This is a genomic window from Leclercia sp. W6, assembly GCF_003336345.1.
GTDB lineage: Bacteria > Pseudomonadota > Gammaproteobacteria > Enterobacterales > Enterobacteriaceae > Enterobacter.
Genome location: NZ_CP031104.1, coordinates 2,333,986 through 2,355,082 on the forward strand (window position 1 = coordinate 2,333,986; position 21,097 = coordinate 2,355,082).

Below are 21,097 nucleotides of genomic sequence, written 5' to 3' on the forward strand. Positions count from 1 at the left end.
CGACGTATAACGGCATATGATCTTATAAGCCGGGCGTAGTGACAACCTTTAGTTACGCAAAAAACGGTCTCTGAAGAGAATTATGAGGGCGATTGCTGCAAAAAAAAGCGGCGGGGATATCCCCGCCGCTCAGGCACTAACGCTTACTCAGGAGCACTTATTTGCCTTTAATTTCATACAGTGGTGTCTGGCCAGCAACGACCTGACCCTGCGCCTTAATGACCAGGCCGCTGAAGTCATCGATATTGCTGCAGACAACCGGGCTAATCATCGAGCGCGCGTTGGCGTTCAGGAAGTCGAGATCCATCTCCAGAACCGGCTGACCCGCAACCACTTCCGCACCCTCTTCGACCAGGCGTTTGAAGCCCTGACCACCCAGCGCAACGGTATCGATACCCATGTGGACAACGATCTCCGCGCCTTTCTCGGTTTCCAGGCAGAACGCGTGGTTAGTGTTGAAGATTTTAACGATGGTACCGGCAGCCGGAGAGACCACGGTTTTATCCGTTGGTTTCACCGCCACGCCATCACCGACAGCTTTGCTGGCGAAGGCTTCATCAGGCACCTGCTCCAGGGCCACTACGTCGCCGGTCACTGGCGAAACCAGTGCTGCGATGGTGGTCGCGTTGGCAACAGCCTGTGGCTTAACAGCCGCAGGTGCGGCAGCTGGCGCAGATGTCGCTTCAGCAGCGGCAACAGGACCGGTAGTTTTCATCGAATTGGCGATTTTCTCAGCCACGAAGCCAACGATAATCTGCACGCTAGTTTTGTTCAGACGAATGACGCCAGATGCGCCCAGGCGCTTCGCCATTGCTTCGTTGACCAGAGAAGAGTCTTTCACGTTCAGACGCAGACGGGTGATGCAGGCATCGATACCGGTCAGGTTATCGGAGCCGCCAACTGCCGCGATGTACTGACGCGCCAGACCAGAAACGTCTTCATTGGTTGCAGCACTGACATTCACATCCTGACCATCTGCTTCGCTACCGGCAACCGCCAGCTCACGGCCCGGGGTCATCAGGTTGAATTTGGTGATGGTGAAGCGGAACACCACGTAGTAGATAGCGAAGAACACCAGACCTTGTGGGATCAGCATGTACCAGTGAACCGCCAGTGGGTTACGGGAAGAGAGCACCATATCCACCAGACCAGCACTGAAGCCGAAGCCCGCGATCCACTGCATACTTGCTGCAATGAATACAGAGATACCGGTCAGTACGGCGTGGATCACATACAGCACAGGCGCCACAAACATGAAGGAGAATTCCAGCGGCTCGGTGATACCGGTGAAGAAGGCCGCGAATGCGCCCGCCATCATAATACCCAGTACCTTCGCTTTGTTCTCAGGACGTGCGCAGTGGTAGATAGCCAGCGCAGCACCCGGCAGACCGAACATCATAATTGGGAAGAAGCCCGCCTGGTAGCGACCGGTGATACCGATAACTGCTTTACCTGCTTCGATGGACTGTGCACCGCCGAGGAAGTTAGGGATATCGTTGATACCGGCAACGTCAAACCAGAATACGGAGTTCAGCGCGTGGTGCAGACCGACCGGGATCAGCAGACGGTTGAAGAACGCATAGACGCCCGCACCGACAGAACCCAGTTTCTGGATCTGTTCACCGAAGTTCACCAGACCGTCGAAGATCACCGGCCAGATGTACATCAGGATGAAGGCCACAACGATCATCACAAAGGAGGTCAGGATCGGCACCAGACGACGGCCGCTGAAGAAGGAGAGCGCTTTTGGCAGCTCAACACCACTGAAGCGGTTGTAGAGTTCAGCGGAGATGATACCCACCAGGATCCCCACGAACTGGTTGCTGATCTTACCGAACGCAGCCGGCACCTGGTCGGCGGGGATCTTCTGGATCATAGAAACCGCAGCCGGGGAGCAGAGCGTGGTCAGCACAAGGAAGCCCACGAAGCCGGTCAACGCCGCAGCGCCGTCTTTATCTTTGGACATACCATAAGCCACACCAATGGCGAACAGTACGGACATGTTATCGATAATGGCAGAACCGGATTTAATGAAGAACGCCGCTAACGCGTTGTCTCCACCCCAACCCACCGGGTCAATCCAGTAACCGACACCCATCAGTATTGCCGCCGCTGGCAGCGTGGCGACCGGCACCATTAAGGCGCGGCCAACCTTTTGTAAGTAACCTAAAATGCTCAATTTGTTCCCCCTATGAGACCCCTATAACGGTATGTTCTCAGCTGTGTTTTTATTGTGTCACTAACTTGTAAATACAGTTGATGATTCACTGGCTTTGAGAGTGTGTGGAAAATTAATTCGTATCGCAAATTAAACGCGTACTTTTTGTGAGTTTTGTCACCAAATATTGTTTATCCCCCTCCCCTGCACTGGCAAACAGGGAAAACTTATTTTATGATACGAAAAATCAAGACGGATTGCCCCCTCTCGGTGTGAACCAGGTTAGGCTTATAGCATGCCCCGACAAGCAATCCGCCAACTTTTACTAAAACTTCAGAGGTGAATAATGAGACTGATCCCCCTGGCAACCGCAGAACAAGTAGGTAAATGGGCTGCTCGCCATATCGTACAACGTATCAATGCGTTTAAACCGACAGCCGATCGTCCTTTTGTACTCGGCCTGCCGACCGGTGGCACACCTCTTACCGCCTATAAAGCACTGGTTGAGATGCATAAAGCGGGCCAGGTTAGCTTTGAACATGTTGTTACCTTCAACATGGACGAATACGTTGGCCTGCCAAAAGATCACCCGGAAAGCTACCATAGCTTCATGCACCGGAATTTCTTTGATCATATTGATATTAAACCGGGAAATATTAATCTGCTGGATGGAAATGCACCGGATATCGATGCAGAGTGCCGTCATTACGAAGAAAAAATCCGCTCGTACGGTAAAATCCACCTGTTCATGGGTGGCGTCGGCAACGACGGCCATATCGCTTTCAACGAACCTGCCTCTTCTCTGGCCTCCCGTACCCGTATCAAAACCCTGACACATGACACCCGTGTGGCAAACTCCCGTTTCTTTGATGGCGACGTTAACCAAGTGCCAAAATATGCTCTGACCGTTGGCGTGGGTACCCTGCTGGATGCGGAAGAAGTGATGATTCTGGTGCTGGGCAGCGTGAAAGCGCAGGCGCTGCAGGCGGCGGTAGAAGGCAACGTCAACCACATGTGGACCATCAGCTGCCTGCAGCTGCATCCGAAAGCGGTTGTGGTATGCGATGAACCGTCTACCATGGAACTGAAAGTGAAGACGTTGAAATATTTCAACGAATTAGAAGCAGAAAACATTAAAGATCTGTAATGTGACGCCGTCTCTGCCTGCAGAGACGGCATGCTATTTTTAAACCGGGGGTCGTTATGTACGCTTTAACCCACGGTCGGATTTATACCGGCCATGAAATTCTGGATGACCATGCGATCGTTATCGCCAATGGCCTGATTGAACGTGTCTGCCCACTGGCTGAACTGCCAGCGGACATTGAACAACGCTCGCTCAATGGAGCAATCATCTCCCCCGGTTTTATCGACGTACAGCTTAACGGCTGTGGCGGCGTGCAGTTCAACGATACCGCCGACGCTGTCACCGTTGAAACGCTGGAAATTATGCAGCGTGCTAATGAAAAATCGGGCTGCACCAGCTACCTGCCGACGCTTATCACCACTAGCGACGACCTGATGAAGCAAGGCGTTCGCGTGATGCGTGAATATCTGGCGAAATATCCACACCAGGCGCTGGGTCTGCACCTTGAGGGACCGTGGCTGAATATCGTCAAGAAAGGCACCCATAATCCTGATTACGTCCGTAAACCTGACGATGAACTGGTTGATTTCCTCTGTGCCAACGCGGATGTGATCACCAAAGTGACCCTGGCGCCAGAAATGGTCGATCCCGAAGTGATCCGCAAGCTGGCGGGCGCAGGTATTGTGGTCTCTGCTGGGCACTCCAACGCCACGCTGAAAGAGGCCAAAGTGGGCTTCCGCGCCGGTATCACCTTCGCGACCCATCTTTATAACGCCATGCCTTATATTACCGGACGCGAACCCGGTCTCGCCGGGGCGATCTTTGACGAACCGGACGTTTACTGCGGCATTATTGCCGACGGTTTACACGTCGATTATGCCAACGTGCGTAACGCTAAACGCCTGAAAGGTGACAAACTCTGCCTGGTTACCGACGCCACGGCACCGGCAGGGGCAAATATTGAACAGTTCATTTTTGCTGGTAAAACAATATACTACCGGAATGGACTCTGTGTGGATGAGAACGGAACGTTAAGCGGTTCGGCTCTGACCATGATCGAAGGCGTGCGCAATCTGGTTGAACATTGCAGCATTGCCCTCGACGAAGTGCTGCGTATGGCAACACTCTATCCGGCACGCGCGATTGGCGTAGACAAACAGCTGGGCAGTATTGCACCGGGGATGGTCGCTAACCTCACCGCATTCACACACGATTATAAAATCATCAAGACCATCGTTAATGGTAACGAGGTCGTTACAGAGTAAGCGAAAGTATGACACCTGGCGGACAAGCTCAAATTGGCAACGTTGATCTGGTAAAGCAGCTGAACAGTGCGGCGGTTTATCGACTGATTGACCAGCACGGACCCATCTCGCGGATTCAGATTGCAGAACAGAGCCAGCTTGCCCCCGCCAGCGTGACGAAAATTACCCGTCAGCTTATTGAGCGCGGGCTGATTAAAGAAGTGGATCAGCAGGCCTCCACCGGAGGCCGTCGCGCTATCTCGATTGTTACCGAAACCCGTCATTTCCACGCCATCGGCGTGCGCCTTGGTCGTCATGACGCCACCCTGACGCTGTACGATCTGAGCAGTAAGGCCATTGCTGAAGAGCACTATGCCCTGCCGGAACGCACTCAGGAGACCCTCGAACATGCGCTGCTTAACGCCATCGAGCAGTTTATCGAATCCTGCCAGCGCAAAATCCGCGAGCTGATTGCCATTTCGGTGATCCTGCCCGGGCTTGTTGACCCGGAAAGCGGTGTGATCCGCTATATGCCGCATATTCAGGTCGAAAACTGGGCGCTGATCGACGCGCTGGAGAAGCGTTTCGCCGTGACCTGCTTTGTGGGTCACGATATCCGCAGCCTGGCGCTGGCGGAGCACTACTTTGGTGCAAGTCAGGATTGTGAAGACTCAATTCTGGTGCGCGTTCACCGCGGTACGGGCGCCGGAATTATCTCTAATGGCCGCATTTTTATTGGCCGTAACGGTAACGTGGGCGAGATTGGCCACATTCAGGTTGACCCGCTGGGTGAGCGCTGCCACTGCGGCAACTTTGGCTGTCTGGAAACCGTCGCTGCCAACGCCGCCATTGAGCAGCGGGTCCGTCATCTGCTGGAGCAGGGTTATCAAAGCCGCGTCACGCTCGATGACTGTAAAATCAACGCCATCTGCCGGGCGGCCAATAAAGGCGACGCGTTAGCCAGTGAAGTGATTGAGCAGGTTGGCCGTCATCTGGGTAAAACCATTGCCATCGCCATCAACCTGTTTAACCCACAAAAAGTGGTGATCGCCGGTGAAATTACCGAGGCTGAAAAAGTGCTGTTGCCCGCCATCGAAGGGTGCATCAATACCCAGGCGCTGAAGGCGTTTCGCCAGAACCTGCCGGTGGTTCGCTCCGCGCTGAACGACCGTTCCGCGATTGGCGCTTTTGCCCTGGTAAAACGCGCCATGCTTAACGGTATCCTGTTGCAGCGTTTGCTGGAAAGCTGACAGCGCTTTATAGTGACGCCTTCTTTTTTTGATGTCGGGAAGTCCATGACCATTAAGAATGTAATTTGTGATATCGACGGCGTGCTGATGCACGACAACGTTGCCGTGCCGGGCGCTGCAGAGTTTCTTAACGGCATCATGGAAAAGGGCATGCCGCTGGTGCTGCTCACCAACTTCCCGTCGCAGACCGGGCAGGATCTGGCGAACCGTTTTGCCACCGCCGGTATTGATGTGCCCGCCAGCGTGTTCTATACCTCGGCAATGGCCACCGCAGACTTCCTGAAGCGTCAGGAGGGCAAAAAAGCGTACGTGGTCGGTGAAGGCGCACTGATCCATGAACTGTACAAAGCGGGCTTTACCATCACCGACGTCAATCCCGACTTTGTTATCGTTGGCGAAACGCGCTCCTATAACTGGGAGATGATGCACAAGGCGGCCTTCTTTGTCGCCAACGGCGCCCGCTTTATCGCCACCAACCCGGATACCCATGGCCGCGGCTTTTACCCCGCCTGTGGCGCGCTCTGTGCCGGTATCGAGAAGATGACTGGCCGTATGCCGTTTTATGTTGGTAAGCCCAGCCCGTGGATCATTCGTGCGGCACTCAACACAATGCAGGCCCACTCGGAAGATACGGTGATTGTGGGCGATAACCTGCGCACCGATATTCTGGCGGGCTTCCAGGCCGGGCTGGAAACCATCCTGGTGCTGTCAGGGGTATCCACCCTGGACGATATCGATTCGATGCCGTTCCGACCAAGCTGGATTTACCCCTCGGTCGCGGAAATTGATGTCCTGTAACCCAAAACCACGTCCCCGGACGTGGTTTTTTCATTTTGCCTCATCAAAAACAGAACCCCATCTAATAAAAAATGCCTTTTTCTGAATAAACATCAATAATCCAGCTTAAGGCGTACGCTTTTTTCAACATTCATCAACAGGTATTGCACTTTTTTCTTTTTACCCGGCAAATCGCTTGCCGCTCCTCCGCTTTTGCGGCATTTTCATAAGCAAGCAACATCACACTGCAACAGGGTTAATGGAGAAGGTTATGTGTTCAATTTTCGGCGTACTGGATATCAAAACTGACGCAGGCGAACTGCGTAAAAAAGCACTGGAACTGTCCCGTCTGATGCGCCATCGCGGCCCGGACTGGTCCGGTGTCTACGCCAGCGATAAAGCCATCCTGGCGCACGAGCGTCTGTCGATTGTGGATGTCAATGCCGGTGCCCAGCCGTTATATAACGAGAAAAAAACCCATGCGCTGGCGGTCAACGGTGAAATCTACAACCACCAGGCGCTGCGCGCGGAGTACGGCGATCGCTACACCTTCCAGACCGGTTCTGACTGCGAAGTGATTCTGGCCCTCTATCAGGAGAAAGGCCCGGAGTTCCTCGACGATCTGCAGGGTATGTTTGCCTTTGCGCTGTACGACAGCGAAAAAGATGCGTACCTGATTGGCCGCGACCATATCGGGATTATCCCGCTCTATATGGGCCATGATGAGCACGGCAACTTCTATGTTGCCTCTGAAATGAAAGCCCTGGTGCCGGTTTGCCGCACCATTAAAGAGTTCCCGGCAGGCAGCTATCTGTGGAGCCAAAATGGCGAAATTCGCCAGTACTATCAGCGCGACTGGTTCGATTACGATGCCGTTAAAGACAACGTCACCGATAAAAACGAACTGCGTCAGGCGCTGGAAGATTCAGTGAAAAGCCACCTGATGTCGGACGTGCCTTACGGCGTACTGCTCTCAGGCGGTCTGGACTCGTCTGTTATCTCGGCGATCACCAAAAAGTATGCCGCACGTCGCGTGGAAGATCAGGAGCGCTCCGAAGCCTGGTGGCCGCAGCTGCACTCCTTCGCCGTCGGCCTGGAAGGATCCCCGGACCTGAAAGCCGCGCAGGAGGTGGCAAATCACCTCGGCACCGTGCACCATGAGATCCACTTTACGGTGCAGGAAGGTCTGGATGCGATCCGCGACGTTATCTATCACATTGAAACCTATGATGTGACCACCATCCGCGCCTCCACGCCGATGTACCTGATGTCGCGTAAAATCAAAGCGATGGGCATTAAAATGGTGCTTTCCGGCGAGGGTTCTGACGAAGTGTTCGGCGGTTACCTCTACTTCCATAAAGCGCCGGATGCCAAAGAGCTGCACGAAGAGACCGTGCGCAAGCTGCAGGCCCTGCACATGTTTGACTGCGCCCGTGCCAACAAAGCGATGTCTGCATGGGGTGTTGAAGCGCGCGTGCCTTTCCTGGATAAAAAATTCCTCGACGTGGCCATGCGTATCAACCCGCAGGACAAAATGTGCGGCAACGGTAAGATGGAGAAACACGTTCTGCGCGAATGCTTCGAATCTTACCTGCCTGCAAGCGTGGCGTGGCGTCAGAAAGAGCAGTTCTCTGACGGCGTAGGTTACAGCTGGATCGATACCCTGAAAGAGGTGGCAGCGAAGCAGATTTCCGATCAGCAACTGGAAACCGCCAGCTTCCGCTTCCCGTACAACACGCCGGGTTCGAAAGAAGCCTATCTGTACCGTGAGATCTTTGAAGAGCTGTTCCCGCTGCCAAGCGCAGCAGAGTGTGTTCCGGGCGGTCCTTCCGTCGCCTGCTCCTCGGCGAAAGCCATTGAGTGGGATGAAGCCTTCAAAACCATGAACGATCCATCAGGTCGTGCCGTGGGTGTGCATCAGTCCGCCTATAAGTAATCAGCCAGATCGTCATGAGGCCCTTCGGGGCCTCTTTTTTTGCCTCGCGTTTCGCTGGACAAAATCGATTAATAACCAATAATTGCCGAATAATCGGCCACGCTGTTCGCAACCTAACCAAACAGTCACATTCCAGACATTTTCGTTGAAAAAGGTGTTGACGCTGCAAGGGTCTATACGCATAATGCGCCCCGCAACGCCGATAAGGTAACGCGAAAAAAAGATGGCTACGTAGCTCAGTTGGTTAGAGCACATCACTCATAATGATGGGGTCACAGGTTCGAATCCCGTCGTAGCCACCATCTTTTTTGCGGGAGTGGCGAAATTGGTAGACGCACCAGATTTAGGTTCTGGCGCCGCAAGGTGTGCGAGTTCAAGTCTCGCCTCCCGCACCATTCCCAGGTAAGCGTTGCACGGATGGGGTATCGCCAAGCGGTAAGGCACCGGTTTTTGATACCGGCATTCCCTGGTTCGAATCCAGGTACCCCAGCCATATTTCTTCGATTTTGCGGTTCTCCGCGGTTATTGGGGTATCGCCAAGCGGTAAGGCACCGGTTTTTGATACCGGCATTCCCTGGTTCGAATCCAGGTACCCCAGCCATCGAAGAATGCAGTCTGGCTACGTAGCTCAGTTGGTTAGAGCACATCACTCATAATGATGGGGTCACAGGTTCGAATCCCGTCGTAGCCACCATATCAGCTTGTATCGATTCCGGTCGGTAAAGCAAAAAAATTGTTGGGGTATCGCCAAGCGGTAAGGCACCGGATTCTGATTCCGGCATTCCGAGGTTCGAATCCTCGTACCCCAGCCAATTTAAAAAGTCGTTAAGCTGTTTGTTTAACGCAATTGGGGTGTCGCCAAGCGGTAAGGCTCTGGTTTCTGATACCAGCATTCCGGGGTTCGAATCCCTGCACCCCAGCCACATAAAAAAAGCTCGCTTCGGCGAGCTTTTTGCTTTTCTGCGTTCCCGAACTGAACAAGCCGGGTGGCGGCTTCGCCTTACCCGGCCTACGGTACGTCTAGAGCCCTAAAGCGTACTTCAGCGCCTGACGTTTCAATCCACCGGCTCGCTGTGCCGCGATCAATCCCACATTACGCAGGATGCGCAGCGGTCCCAAATCGTTGCTGAACCCGGCGTAAAAGAGATCCATACCTGACTGCATAATAAAGTTATCTGCCATCCGTCGCGTCTGATAACGCTTAAGCACCTGATGGCTGGCCCAGGCTTCGCCGTGACTGCGGGCGTTGCTTAATACGTCCAGCAGCGCCTCTACGTCGCGATAGCCCAGGTTAACCCCCTGCCCCGCCAGCGGATGAATGGTATGCGCCGCATCGCCGACCAGCGCCAGCCCTTCGCGGGCATACTTCAGCGCATGACGACGCGTCAGCGGGAATGCCCCTGCGGCGACCGGCGTGACCTTACCCAGACGCGACGGGAAATGGTGGGCGATTTCGCGCTGCAGCTGTTCTATAGAGAGCCCCTGCAGCTGGCGGATTCTTGCTGGCGTGTCATACCACACCAGGGATGCCCAACGGTCAAACAACGGTAAAAACGCGTGCGGACCGTTCGGGGTAAAATGCTGCCAGGTGCTGTCACCCGGATCGTTCTCACAGGCGACGGTGATCAGCATGCAGGATTGCTGATATTGCCAGGCGTGAATGCCGATCCCGGCCAGCTCGCGCACCCGGGAATTTGCGCCGTCGGCCCCAACCAGCAGTTTTACCGCCAGCTGCTCGCCGTTATCCAGCTCAATCAGATGCTGATCGTTATGGCGGTGGAGCGCCTTCACCGACGCAGGAACACGCAGCGTCACCTGCGGATGCGCCTCCAGCGCCTGCCAGAGCGCCTGTTGCAGCACCCTATTTTCAACCATGTAACCCAGCAGCGGGAGTTTCAGCTCTGCGGCGTCAAACACCACGTGGGCGTTTTCCCACTCCCAGGTCTCCAGGCGACGATACGGATGCGCGCGCATGGCCAGCACCGCGTCCCATACTCCCAGCCCGCGAAGCAGATCAACTGACGCGGCGCTGATCGCCGAAATGCGTACGTCCGGCTGCTGTGACGCGTCAAAAGCAGCTGGTGGCGCCTGTTCGATAACGGTTACGTCGAACCCGTGTTGCGCCAGCCCCAGCGCCAGCGCCCCGCCGACCATACCGCCGCCGACGACGGCGATCCCGGCTTGTTGGATAGTCATGGTCATTTGTCCTTATTTGATAATCTCCTAAGTTTACCGGATTTTTTTGGCCTTGAGGCTGACAACCTTCATACTGGTCACAACCGCACCAAAGCATTACAATACGCGCCCTGCAATCCTGAGCATGAGCAAGTCGATGACAAAAAAACTCCATATTAAAACCTGGGGCTGTCAGATGAACGAATACGATTCATCCAAGATGGCCGATCTGCTGGATGCCACCCATGGGTATCAACTCACCGACGTGGCGGAAGAGGCAGATGTGCTGCTGCTGAATACCTGCTCAATCCGTGAGAAGGCGCAGGAAAAAGTTTTTCACCAGTTAGGTCGCTGGAAGCTCCTCAAGCAGAAAAACCCGGATATCATCATCGGCGTTGGCGGCTGTGTTGCCTCGCAAGAAGGGAAGCTGATTCGTCAGCGCGCCCACTACGTCGACATTATTTTTGGTCCGCAGACCCTGCACCGTCTGCCGGAGATGATCAACGCCGTACGCGGAAGCGGTAATCGCAAAGCGATTATTGACGTCAGCTTCCCGGAAATCGAAAAATTTGACCGTCTGCCGGAACCGCGCGCAGATGGCCCGACCGCCTTCGTCTCCATCATGGAAGGCTGCAATAAATACTGCACTTACTGCGTGGTGCCTTATACCCGCGGCGAAGAAGTCAGCCGTCCTTGTGACGACATCCTGTTTGAGATCGCCCAACTGGCGGCACAGGGTGTCCGCGAAGTGAACCTGCTCGGGCAGAACGTTAATGCCTGGCGCGGCGAGAACTATGACGGCAGCACCGGCTCGTTTGCTGAACTGCTGCGTCTGGTGGCGGCGATTGACGGTATCGACCGCATCCGCTTTACCACCAGCCACCCGATCGAATTTACCGATGACATCATCGAGGTTTACCGCGATACGCCAGAGCTGGTGAGCTTCCTGCATCTGCCGATCCAGTGTGGTTCTGACCGCGTGCTGAACCTGATGGGCCGCACCCACACCGTGCTGGAATATAAATCGATTATCCGCAAGCTGCGTGAAGCGCGCCCGGATATTCAAATAAGCTCTGACTTTATCGTCGGCTTCCCGGGTGAAACGGACGACGATTTTGAACGCACCATGAAGGTGATTGGTGATGTGAACTTCGACGTAAGTTACAGCTTCATCTTCTCGGCGCGTCCGGGGACGCCTGCCGCCGATATGGTTGACGACGTGCCGGACGAGGTGAAAAAGCAGCGTCTCTATATTCTGCAGGATCGCATCAACCAGCAGGCCAACGCCTGGAGCCGCCGGATGCTCGGCACCGTACAGCGCGTGCTGGTGGAAGGCACCTCTCGTAAGAGCATCATGGAGCTCTCTGGCCGTACGGAGAACAACCGCGTGGTGAACTTCGAAGGTACGCCGGATCTGGTGGGCAAGTTCGTCGATATTGAGATCCTCGAGGTGCTGACCAACTCCCTGCGTGGCAAACTGGTGCGCACCGAAGATGAAATGGGCCTGCGCGTCGCCCAGTCGCCGGAATCGGTGATTGCCCGTACCCGTAAAGAAAACGATCTCGGCGTCAGCGTTTATCAGCCGTGATCCTTCGGGCCTGTCGTTTCTGGCAGGCCTTGTATTTCCCCCTGCTCTCCCCCATATCCTTCGCAATGCTTGCGCCTTTATTCCGTGGCGTGAATACTTTCATAAGACAGACCCACTGCCCTATGACACCCGAGACATTAAGAGGAACGGTTTGAATATAGACACACGTGAAATTACCCTTGAGCCAGCAGACAACGCTCGCCTGCTGAGCCTGTGCGGGCCGTTTGATGACAACATCAAACATCTGGAGCGACGTCTGGGTATCGAGATTAATCGTCGCGATAACCAGTTCAAACTCACCGGACGCGCCATTTGCGTCAATGCCGCTGCGGATATTCTCCGTAGTCTGTACGTTGATACCGCGCCGATGCGCGGTGAAACTCAGGATATTGAGCCGGAACAGATCCATCTGGCTATCAAAGAATCGCGAGTGCTGGAGCAGAGCGCGGAAAGCGTGCCGGAATTTGGCAAGGCTATCCACATTCAGACCAAGCGTGGCGTCATTAAGCCGCGCACGCCAAACCAGGCGCAGTACATCGCCAATATCCTCGATCATGACATCACCTTCGGCGTCGGCCCGGCAGGTACTGGTAAAACCTACCTTGCGGTGGCTGCTGCCGTGGATGCCCTTGAGCGCCAGGAGATCCGCCGCATTCTGCTCACCCGTCCGGCCGTTGAAGCGGGCGAGAAGCTGGGCTTCCTGCCTGGTGACCTGAGCCAGAAGGTCGATCCTTACCTGCGCCCGCTTTACGATGCGCTGTTTGAGATGCTCGGCTTTGAGAAGGTCGAAAAACTGATTGAACGTAACGTCATCGAAGTGGCTCCGCTGGCCTATATGCGTGGCCGTACCCTGAACGACGCGTTCATCATCCTGGATGAGAGCCAGAACACCACCATCGAACAGATGAAGATGTTCCTGACCCGTATTGGCTTTAACTCCAAAGCGGTGATCACCGGCGATATCACCCAGGTCGACCTGCCACGCAGCACCAAGTCGGGTCTGCGTCACGCTATTGAAGTCCTGTCCGAAGTGGACGAAATCAGCTTCAACTTCTTCCACAGTGAAGACGTGGTGCGCCACCCGGTGGTTGCCCGCATCGTCACGGCGTATGAAGCGTGGGAAGCCGCAGATCAAAAACGTAAAGCAGAACAGGCCGCGGAACGTAAACGCGAAGCCCAGGAGCAAGAGCAGAAATGAGTCAGGTGATCCTCGATTTACAGCTGGCCTGTGAAGACAATTCCGGCCTGCCGGAAGAGAGCCAGTTCCAGGCGTGGCTGAATGCCGTCATCCCGCAGTTTCAGGAAGAGTCAGAAGTCACGATTCGCCTGGTGGATGAAGCAGAAAGCCACGACCTGAACCTGACCTATCGCGGGAAAGATAAGCCAACCAACGTGCTCTCTTTCCCGTTTGAAGCGCCGCCGGGTATCGAAATGCCGCTGCTTGGCGATCTGATCATCTGCCGCCAGGTGGTTGAGCAGGAAGCGAAGGAGCAGCAGAAGCCCCTCGAGGCCCACTGGGCGCACATGGTGGTGCACGGCAGCCTGCATCTGCTGGGCTACGACCACATTGAAGATGACGAAGCGGAAGAGATGGAATCCCTTGAGACAGAGATAATGCTTGCTCTGGGCTATGAGGATCCGTACATTGCCGAGAAAGAGTAGTCTGTAGGGCGCGTTTGCGCCTTACTGGCATAATGTGCCGTTGCGTATGACAAAAGTCCGCGACGGCAGTCAACAGACCAACATGAGAACCCTTAACAAACGCCATGAGCGACGACAATTCACACAGTAGCGACACACCAAACAGCAAAAAAGGATTTTTCTCCCTCCTTCTGAGCCAGCTGTTCCACGGTGAACCTAAAAACCGTGATGACCTTCTGGAGCTTATCCGTGACTCCGGGCAGAACGAGCTTATCGATGAAGATACGCGCGAGATGCTTGAAGGGGTAATGGACATCGCCGACCAGCGCGTTCGCGATATCATGATCCCCCGTTCGCAGATGATTACCCTGAAACGCAACCAGACCCTGGATGAGTGCCTCGATGTCATTATCGAATCCGCTCACTCACGTTTCCCGGTGATTAGCGAAGACAAAGACCACATCGAAGGAATTTTGATGGCCAAGGATCTGCTGCCGTTTATGCGCAGCGATGCCGAAGCCTTCAGCATGGAAAAAGTGTTACGTCCGGCGGTGGTTGTTCCGGAAAGTAAGCGGGTAGACCGCATGCTGAAAGAGTTCCGCTCTCAGCGCTACCACATGGCGATTGTTATCGATGAATTTGGCGGTGTTTCGGGCCTGGTCACCATCGAAGATATTCTTGAGCTGATTGTCGGCGAAATTGAAGATGAATATGACGAAGAAGAGGATATCGACTTCCGTCAGTTGAGCCGCCACACCTGGACCGTGCGTGCGCTCGCCCCTATCGAAGATTTCAATGACACCTTCGGCACGCATTTCAGCGATGAAGAGGTGGATACCATAGGTGGGCTGGTGATGCAGGCCTTTGGTCACCTGCCGGCGCGTGGCGAAACCGTGGAAATTGACGGCTATCAGTTCAAGGTGGCGATGGCCGACAGTCGACGTATTATTCAGGTTCATGTCAGAATGCCGGACGATGCTCCGCAACCCACACTGGATGATTGATTTAAATGGCATTTGCCCCCTTGCTTGAACGCCAGCGCACGCGTCTGCTGCTGGCGCTGATCTTCGGAGCCAGCGGTACGCTGGCTTTTTCCCCTTATGACTTCTGGCCAGCGGCCCTCGTCTCCCTGATGGGACTCCAGGGGCTGACCCTTAACCGACGCCCTGTTCAGGCGGCGGCGATTGGCTATTTCTGGGGGCTGGGCCTGTTTGGCTCCGGTATTAACTGGGTTTACGTCAGTATTGCCCAGTTTGGCGGCATGCCAGGCCCGGTGAATGTTTTCCTCGTGGTGCTGCTGGCGGCCTACCTCTCGCTCTATACCGGTCTGTTTGCCGGTATTTTGTCGCGCCTGTGGCCTAAAACCAGCTGGTTGCGGGTGGCGATTGCCGCCCCGGTGGTCTGGCAAATTACCGAGTTCCTGCGCGGCTGGGTGCTGACCGGCTTTCCGTGGCTGCAGTTCGGCTATAGCCAGATAGATGGTCCGCTGAAGGGGCTGGCGCCGGTGATGGGCGTCGAGGCGATCAACTTCCTGCTGATGGTGGTCAGCGGCCTGCTGGTGTTGGCGCTGGTGCAGCGCAACGGGCGAGCGCTGGCAGTCGCTCTGGTCCTCTTTGCCCTGCCTTTCCCGCTGCGTTATATCCAGTGGTTCACCCTTGAGCCGGAACGCGCCACCCAGGTATCGATGGTGCAGGGTAATATTCCCCAGTCGCTGAAATGGGATGAAGGTCAGTTGATCAACACCCTGAAAATTTATCTGGATGCCACCCAGAAAGAGATGGGCAAATCCCAGCTGATTATCTGGCCCGAGTCGGCAATCCCGGATCTGGAGATCAACCAGCAACGTTTTCTGACCATGATGGACGATCTGCTGCGGGCGCGAAACTCCACGCTGATCACCGGTATCGTTGACGCGCGGCTGAACAAGCAGAACCGTTACGACACTTACAACACCATTATCACGCTGGGAAAAGACAATCCGTACAGCTATGAGTCGGCGAACCGCTACAACAAGAATCACCTGGTGCCGTTTGGTGAGTTTGTGCCGCTGGAGTCGATACTGCGCCCGCTGGCGCCGTTCTTCGATCTGCCGATGTCTTCGTTTAGCCGGGGCCCGTACGTTCAGCCTCAGCTGAGCGCCCACGGCTTCCTGCTGACCGCCGCCATTTGCTACGAGATTATTCTCGGTGAGCAGGTGCGGGATAATTTCCGTCCGGACACCGACTATCTGCTGACCATCTCCAACGATGCCTGGTTCGGTAAGTCGATCGGTCCGTGGCAACATTTCCAGATGGCGCGGATGCGCTCCCTGGAGCTGGCGCGCCCTCTGCTGCGCAGCACCAACAACGGCATTACCGCCGTGATTGGTCCGCAGGGTGAAATTCAGGCTATGCTGCCGCAATTCACCCGCGACGTGCTGACCGCAAAAGTCACGCCGACGACCGGGCTGACCCCTTATGCCCGCACCGGCAACTGGCCGCTGTGGATCCTCACCGCACTGTTCGGTTTTGGCGCCGTGCTGATGAGTCTGCGCCAGCGCCGCAAGTAGTTCCCTCCCCTCTTTGCCCGGCGGCGCTACGCTTGCCGGGCCTACGATCTTGTAGGCCGGGTAAGGCGAAGCCGCTACCCGGCAATTCTCACTGCGACACAATTCTGGCACGGCTATTGCTTTATCTATTTACGTAAACGCGATTTGGCTTACTGTGCAACCCGGTCGCACCAGCGTAGCTCATCAGTAGCACCGAAACGGTGCAACGGAAGATTTATGCCTCTGAATGGTGCGGCGCGCTTCGCAAAAATAAACATTAACGCAGCAAAATCTTTACATTAAGCCAAACTAAATGTTAACAAACAGGTATAACACTGCACTCGTATCGCGCGAGCTATAACAACATCACACCGAATATCAATGCGTCTCTGGCGCTGATAATAAAGGAGTTGGATATGCAATTACGTAAACTGGCCACAGCAATGCTGGTGATGGGATTGTCCGCAGGCGTCGTACACGCTGAAGATGCTGCTCCGGCAGCAGGCGGTACCCTGGAAAAAATCGCGAAAAACGGCGTGATTGTGGTCGGCCACCGTGAATCGTCTGTTCCGTTCTCATACTACGACAACACGCAAAAAGTCGTGGGCTACTCACAGGCTTACTCCAATGCGATCGTCGACGCGGTGAAGAAAAAGCTCAACAAACCGGATCTGGAAGTGAAGCTGATCCCAATCACTTCACAAAACCGTATTCCACTGCTGCAAAACGGCACCTTTGATTTTGAGTGTGGCTCCACCACCAACAACCTTGAGCGTCAGAAACAGGCTGCCTTCTCCGACACCATCTTCGTCGTCGGTACCCGTCTGCTGACCAAAAAAGGCGGCGATATTAAAGACTTCGCCGATCTGAAAGGCAAAGCGGTGGTTGTGACCTCCGGGACGACCTCTGAAGTTCTGCTGCATAAGCTGAATGAAGAGAAGAAAATGGACATGCGTATCATCAGCGCCAAAGACCACGGTGACTCTTTCCGTACTCTGGAAAGCGGTCGCGCCGTCGCGTTTATGATGGATGATGCTCTGCTGGCGGGCGAGCGTGCTAAAGCGAAGAAACCGGATAACTGGGAAATCGTCGGCACCGCGCAATCCAAAGAGGCCTACGGCTGCATGATGCGTAAAGACGACGCTGAATTTAAGAAACTGGTCGACGATACCATCGCTCAGGTTCAGACCTCCGGTGAAGCAGAGAAATGGTTCGATAAGTGGTTTAAAAACCCAATCCCACCAAAAAATCTGAACATGAACTTTGAGCTGTCTGACGACATGAAAGCACTGTTTAAAGAACCGAATGACAAGGCACTTAACTAATTAGAACCACTAAGGGGCGGGTTCTCCTGCCCTCTCGATTGTCGGGAAGCGCGGACAGACTAAACGCTGAGTGGTCGTTCCCCACTCAGCGCGAATATTAAAGCTTCTCACCAATCTTCGAGGGTAGCGCTGCTACCCTTTTTTTTCTGGAGTTTACTATGTCAATTGACTGGAACTGGGGCATTTTCCTGCAGCAAGCCCCGTTCGGCAACACCACCTATCTTGGCTGGCTGTGGAGCGGTTTTCAGGTCACGGTCGCGCTGTCGATCACCGCCTGGATTATTGCGTTTCTTGTCGGCTCGTTGTTCGGTATTTTGCGTACCGTGCCTAACCGTTTTCTCTCTTCCATTGGCACCTGCTACGTCGAACTGTTCCGTAACGTTCCGTTAATCGTGCAGTTCTTTACCTGGTATCTGGTCATCCCGGAACTGCTGCCGGAAGATATCGGCATGTGGTTCAAATCTGAACTGGATCCAAACGTGCAGTTCTTTGTCTCCTCGATGCTCTGTCTGGGTCTGTTCACCGCCGCCCGCGTCTGCGAGCAGGTGCGTGCAGCGATCCAGTCTCTGCCACGTGGACAAAAAAATGCGGCGCTGGCGATGGGTCTGACCCTACCGCAGGCTTACCGCTACGTCCTGCTGCCAAACGCCTATCGCGTGATTGTGCCGCCGATGACCTCGGAGATGATGAACCTGGTGAAAAACTCGGCCATCGCCTCCACCATCGGTCTGGTGGATATGGCCGCGCAGGCGGGCAAACTGCTGGATTATTCCGCCCATGCGTGGGAATCCTTCACCGCCATTACCCTGGCCTACGTATTGATTAATGCTGTGATTATGCTGGTGATGAACCTGGTTGAACGTAAAGTTCGCCTGCCGGGCAACCTGGGGGGCAAATAATGTACGAATTTGACTGGAGCTCTATTGTTCCCTCCCTGCCCTACCTGATCGATGGCCTGATCATCACACTGAAGATCACCCTGACGGCGGTGATTGTCGGGATTGTCTGGGGCACCCTGCTGGCAGTAATGCGCCTATCGAGCTTTAAGCCAGTGGCCTGGTTTGCGACCGCTTACGTGAACGTTTTCCGTTCTATCCCGCTGGTGATGGTGCTGCTGTGGTTCTATCTGATCGTTCCTGGGTTCCTGCAGAACGTTTTAGGCCTGTCGCCGAAATCCGATATCCGTTTGATCTCCGCGATGGTGGCTTTCTCCATGTTTGAGGCGGCCTACTATTCAGAAATTATTCGTGCCGGGATCCAGAGTATCTCCCGCGGGCAGTCCAGCGCCGCCCTGGCCTTAGGCATGACCCACTGGCAGTCGATGAAGCTCATCATTCTGCCGCAGGCGTTCCGCGCCATGGTTCCGCTGTTGCTCACCCAGGGCATCGTGCTGTTCCAGGATACCTCGCTGGTCTATGTATTGAGCCTGGCAGACTTCTTCCGTACCGCCTCCACCATCGGCGAGCGCGATGGTACCCAGGTTGAGATGATCCTGTTCGCAGGTGCGGTCTATTTTGCAATTAGTTTAAGCGCGTCGCTGTTGGTCAGCTGGCTGAAGAAAAGGACAGTGTAATGATTTCCCTGAAAAATGTTTCTAAATGGTATGGGCACTTTCAGGTGCTGACCGACTGCTCCACGGAAGTGAAAAAGGGCGAAGTGGTAGTGGTGTGCGGGCCGTCCGGCTCGGGTAAATCCACGCTGATCAAAACCGTGAACGGTCTTGAGCCGGTGCAGCAGGGCGAGATCATCGTCAACGGCACCAAGGTGAATGACAAGAAGACCAATCTGGCGAAGCTGCGTTCCAACGTCGGGATGGTGTTCCAGCACTTTGAACTCTTCCCGCATCTGTCGATCATTGAGAACCTGACCCTGGCGCAGGTGAAGGTCCTCAAGCGCGATAAGGCGGCCGCGCGTGAGAAAGGGCTGAAACTGCTGGAGCGCGTGGGTCTCTCCGCCCATGCCGATAAATTCCCGGCGCAGCTATCCGGCGGCCAACAGCAGCGCGTGGCGATTGCCCGCGCGCTCTGTATGGACCCGGTGGCGATGCTGTTTGATGAACCAACGTCCGCACTTGACCCTGAGATGATCAATGAAGTGCTGGATGTTATGGTTCAACTGGCGCAGGAAGGGATGACTATGATGGTGGTCACGCACGAAATGGGCTTTGCGCGTAAAGTCGCAAACCGCGTGATCTTTATGGATGAGGGTAAAATCGTTGAGGACTCCGCGAAAGAAGAGTTCTTTAATAACCCGCAGTCCGAACGCGCGAAAGACTTCCTCGCCAAAATTCTGCATTAATCTCCCCGGTGCGCAATCGCTCAGATTGCGCACCGCTTCACGCTTTTTATCTCTTTACCTCGTCTGCCTCTGCCTTCAGCGTTAGCCTTGTCGCCAAACAACACTAAGAAATGGAGATTTCTATGGCACTGCCCATTATCCTCGATTGCGATCCGGGTCATGATGACGCGATAGCACTCGTCCTTGCCCTCGCCTCACCTGAGCTTGACCTCAAGGCTGTAACCTCTTCTGCCGGTAACCAGACTCCTGACAAAACCCTGCGCAATGTGCTGCGCATGCTGACCCTGCTGAAACGCAGCGATATTCCGGTGGCAGGCGGCGCGATTAAGCCCCTGATGCGCGATCTGATCATTGCCGACAATGTACACGGAGAAAGTGGCCTTGACGGCCCTGCCCTGCCCGAGCCAGATTTTGCGCCGCAGGATTGCACGGCAGTGGAGCTGATGGCAAACGTACTGCGCGAAAGCGCCGAGCCGGTGACGCTGGTCTCTACCGGTCCGCAAACCAACGTCGCCCTGCTGCTGAACAGCCACCCTGAGCTGCACGCGAAAATCGCCCGGATTGTGATCATGGGCGGTGCGATGGGGTTAGGTAACTGGACGCCTGCGGCGGAATTCAACATCTTTGTTGACCCAGAGGCGGCCGAAATCGTCTTTCAGTCCGGCATTCCGGTGGTCATGGCCGGGCTGGATGTGACTCATCAGGCGCAAATTATGGTGGAAGATATCGAACGTTTTCGCCGGATCGGCAACCCGGTGGCAACCACCGTGGCGGAGCTGCTCGACTTCTTTATGGAGTACCATAAAACCGAGAAGTGGGGTTTCCAGGGGGCACCCTTGCATGACCCTTGTACCATCGCCTGGCTACTGAAACCGGAGATATTTACTACCGTGGAGCGCTGGGTAGGCGTGGAAACGCAGGGGAAATACACTCAGGGAATGACGGTGGTGGACTATTACTTCCTGACGGGTAACAGGCCAAATACCACTGTTATGACAAACATTAACCGTGAAGCCTTTGTCGATTTATTAGCCGAACGGCTGGCGTTTTACGCTTAACGCCACGCACCACTTTTGTGCTGAAAAAGCTGG

At 54.8% G+C, this 21,097-nt stretch carries 17 protein-coding genes and 7 tRNA genes; 22 read left to right on the forward strand and 2 right to left on the reverse strand.

What is annotated here, in order from left to right:
* Window positions 1-157 precede the first annotated feature (157 nt).
* Complete coding sequence (gene nagE / locus DVA43_RS11475) at window positions 158-2,179, reverse strand: N-acetylglucosamine-specific PTS transporter subunit IIBC (RefSeq protein WP_114315616.1); 2,022 nt, start codon at window positions 2,177-2,179, stop codon at window positions 158-160.
* 325 nt (window positions 2,180-2,504) lie between these two features.
* Between nagE and nagB the strand changes: the two genes are divergently transcribed.
* From nagB to DVA43_RS11535, 12 genes are all read left to right on the forward strand, one after another.
* Window positions 2,505-3,305 carry a glucosamine-6-phosphate deaminase gene (gene nagB / locus DVA43_RS11480; protein ID WP_114315617.1) on the forward strand — a complete coding sequence of 267 codons (801 nt, stop codon included), beginning with the start codon at window positions 2,505-2,507 and terminating at the stop codon, window positions 3,303-3,305.
* Window positions 3,306-3,361: 56 nt separating this feature from the next.
* Window positions 3,362-4,510 (forward strand): N-acetylglucosamine-6-phosphate deacetylase, encoded by a 1,149-nt coding sequence (nagA, locus tag DVA43_RS11485; RefSeq protein ID WP_114315618.1) that lies wholly within the window; start codon window positions 3,362-3,364, stop codon window positions 4,508-4,510.
* 8 nt (window positions 4,511-4,518) lie between these two features.
* Window positions 4,519-5,739: an N-acetylglucosamine repressor gene (locus DVA43_RS11490; protein WP_103823583.1), complete on the forward strand. Its 1,221-nt coding sequence runs from the start codon at window positions 4,519-4,521 to the stop codon at window positions 5,737-5,739.
* A 45-nt stretch (window positions 5,740-5,784) separates the two neighbouring features.
* Entirely contained in the window at window positions 5,785-6,537 is a 753-nt protein-coding gene (locus DVA43_RS11495) for an HAD-IIA family hydrolase (RefSeq protein ID WP_103181044.1), read from the forward strand.
* A gap of 250 nt (window positions 6,538-6,787) precedes the next feature.
* Complete coding sequence (gene asnB / locus DVA43_RS11500; RefSeq protein WP_114315619.1) at window positions 6,788-8,452, forward strand: asparagine synthase B; 1,665 nt, start codon at window positions 6,788-6,790, stop codon at window positions 8,450-8,452.
* A 225-nt stretch (window positions 8,453-8,677) separates the two neighbouring features.
* Window positions 8,678-8,754: transfer RNA gene (locus DVA43_RS11505), tRNA-Met, on the forward strand.
* Window positions 8,755-8,762: 8 nt separating this feature from the next.
* A tRNA-Leu gene (locus tag DVA43_RS11510) sits at window positions 8,763-8,847 on the forward strand.
* 23 nt (window positions 8,848-8,870) lie between these two features.
* A tRNA-Gln gene (locus tag DVA43_RS11515) sits at window positions 8,871-8,945 on the forward strand.
* A 33-nt stretch (window positions 8,946-8,978) separates the two neighbouring features.
* A tRNA-Gln gene (locus DVA43_RS11520) sits at window positions 8,979-9,053 on the forward strand.
* A 16-nt stretch (window positions 9,054-9,069) separates the two neighbouring features.
* Window positions 9,070-9,146, forward strand: a tRNA-Met gene (locus tag DVA43_RS11525).
* 43 nt (window positions 9,147-9,189) lie between these two features.
* Window positions 9,190-9,264: transfer RNA gene (locus DVA43_RS11530), tRNA-Gln, on the forward strand.
* A gap of 36 nt (window positions 9,265-9,300) precedes the next feature.
* A tRNA-Gln gene (locus tag DVA43_RS11535) sits at window positions 9,301-9,375 on the forward strand.
* A gap of 97 nt (window positions 9,376-9,472) precedes the next feature.
* On the opposite strand, the gene ubiF is transcribed toward DVA43_RS11535, so the two are convergent.
* Window positions 9,473-10,648, reverse strand: a complete 1,176-nt coding sequence (gene ubiF, locus DVA43_RS11540) for a 3-demethoxyubiquinol 3-hydroxylase (protein ID WP_114315620.1) — start codon at window positions 10,646-10,648, stop codon at window positions 9,473-9,475.
* A 136-nt stretch (window positions 10,649-10,784) separates the two neighbouring features.
* On the opposite strand from ubiF, the gene miaB reads away from it, so the two are divergent.
* The 10 genes from miaB (at window position 10,785) to rihA (ending at window position 21,064) form a co-directional block, all read left to right on the forward strand.
* A complete protein-coding gene (miaB, locus tag DVA43_RS11545) occupies window positions 10,785-12,215 on the forward strand; it encodes a tRNA (N6-isopentenyl adenosine(37)-C2)-methylthiotransferase MiaB (RefSeq protein WP_114317131.1) in 1,431 nt (476 codons plus the stop codon).
* Window positions 12,216-12,366: 151 nt separating this feature from the next.
* Complete coding sequence (locus tag DVA43_RS11550) at window positions 12,367-13,413, forward strand: PhoH family protein (protein ID WP_103178684.1); 1,047 nt, start codon at window positions 12,367-12,369, stop codon at window positions 13,411-13,413.
* On the forward strand, window positions 13,410-13,877 hold the full coding sequence (gene ybeY, locus DVA43_RS11555) for an rRNA maturation RNase YbeY (protein WP_103823586.1): 468 nt from the start codon (window positions 13,410-13,412) through the stop codon (window positions 13,875-13,877). The genes DVA43_RS11550 and ybeY overlap by 4 nt, the downstream gene beginning before the upstream one ends.
* Before the next feature lie 104 nt (window positions 13,878-13,981).
* On the forward strand, window positions 13,982-14,860 hold the full coding sequence (gene corC / locus DVA43_RS11560) for a CNNM family magnesium/cobalt transport protein CorC (RefSeq protein WP_114315621.1): 879 nt from the start codon (window positions 13,982-13,984) through the stop codon (window positions 14,858-14,860).
* A gap of 5 nt (window positions 14,861-14,865) precedes the next feature.
* On the forward strand, window positions 14,866-16,404 hold the full coding sequence (gene lnt, locus DVA43_RS11565) for an apolipoprotein N-acyltransferase (RefSeq protein WP_114315622.1): 1,539 nt from the start codon (window positions 14,866-14,868) through the stop codon (window positions 16,402-16,404).
* 395 nt (window positions 16,405-16,799) lie between these two features.
* Complete coding sequence (locus tag DVA43_RS11570; RefSeq protein ID WP_168192006.1) at window positions 16,800-17,708, forward strand: amino acid ABC transporter substrate-binding protein; 909 nt, start codon at window positions 16,800-16,802, stop codon at window positions 17,706-17,708.
* A gap of 158 nt (window positions 17,709-17,866) precedes the next feature.
* The gene (gltJ, locus tag DVA43_RS11575; protein WP_103178679.1) at window positions 17,867-18,607 is read left to right on the forward strand and encodes a glutamate/aspartate ABC transporter permease GltJ; all 741 of its coding nucleotides are present in this window, start codon (window positions 17,867-17,869) and stop codon (window positions 18,605-18,607) included.
* Window positions 18,607-19,281 carry a glutamate/aspartate ABC transporter permease GltK gene (gltK, locus tag DVA43_RS11580; RefSeq protein ID WP_103823590.1) on the forward strand — a complete coding sequence of 225 codons (675 nt, stop codon included), beginning with the start codon at window positions 18,607-18,609 and terminating at the stop codon, window positions 19,279-19,281. Before gltJ ends, gltK begins: the two co-directional genes overlap by 1 nt.
* The gene (locus tag DVA43_RS11585; RefSeq protein WP_103823591.1) at window positions 19,281-20,006 is read left to right on the forward strand and encodes an amino acid ABC transporter ATP-binding protein; all 726 of its coding nucleotides are present in this window, start codon (window positions 19,281-19,283) and stop codon (window positions 20,004-20,006) included. Before gltK ends, DVA43_RS11585 begins: the two co-directional genes overlap by 1 nt.
* Window positions 20,007-20,128: 122 nt before the next feature.
* Entirely contained in the window at window positions 20,129-21,064 is a 936-nt protein-coding gene (gene rihA, locus DVA43_RS11590) for a pyrimidine-specific ribonucleoside hydrolase RihA (RefSeq protein WP_114315623.1), read from the forward strand.
* Window positions 21,065-21,097: the final 33 nt, after the last annotated feature.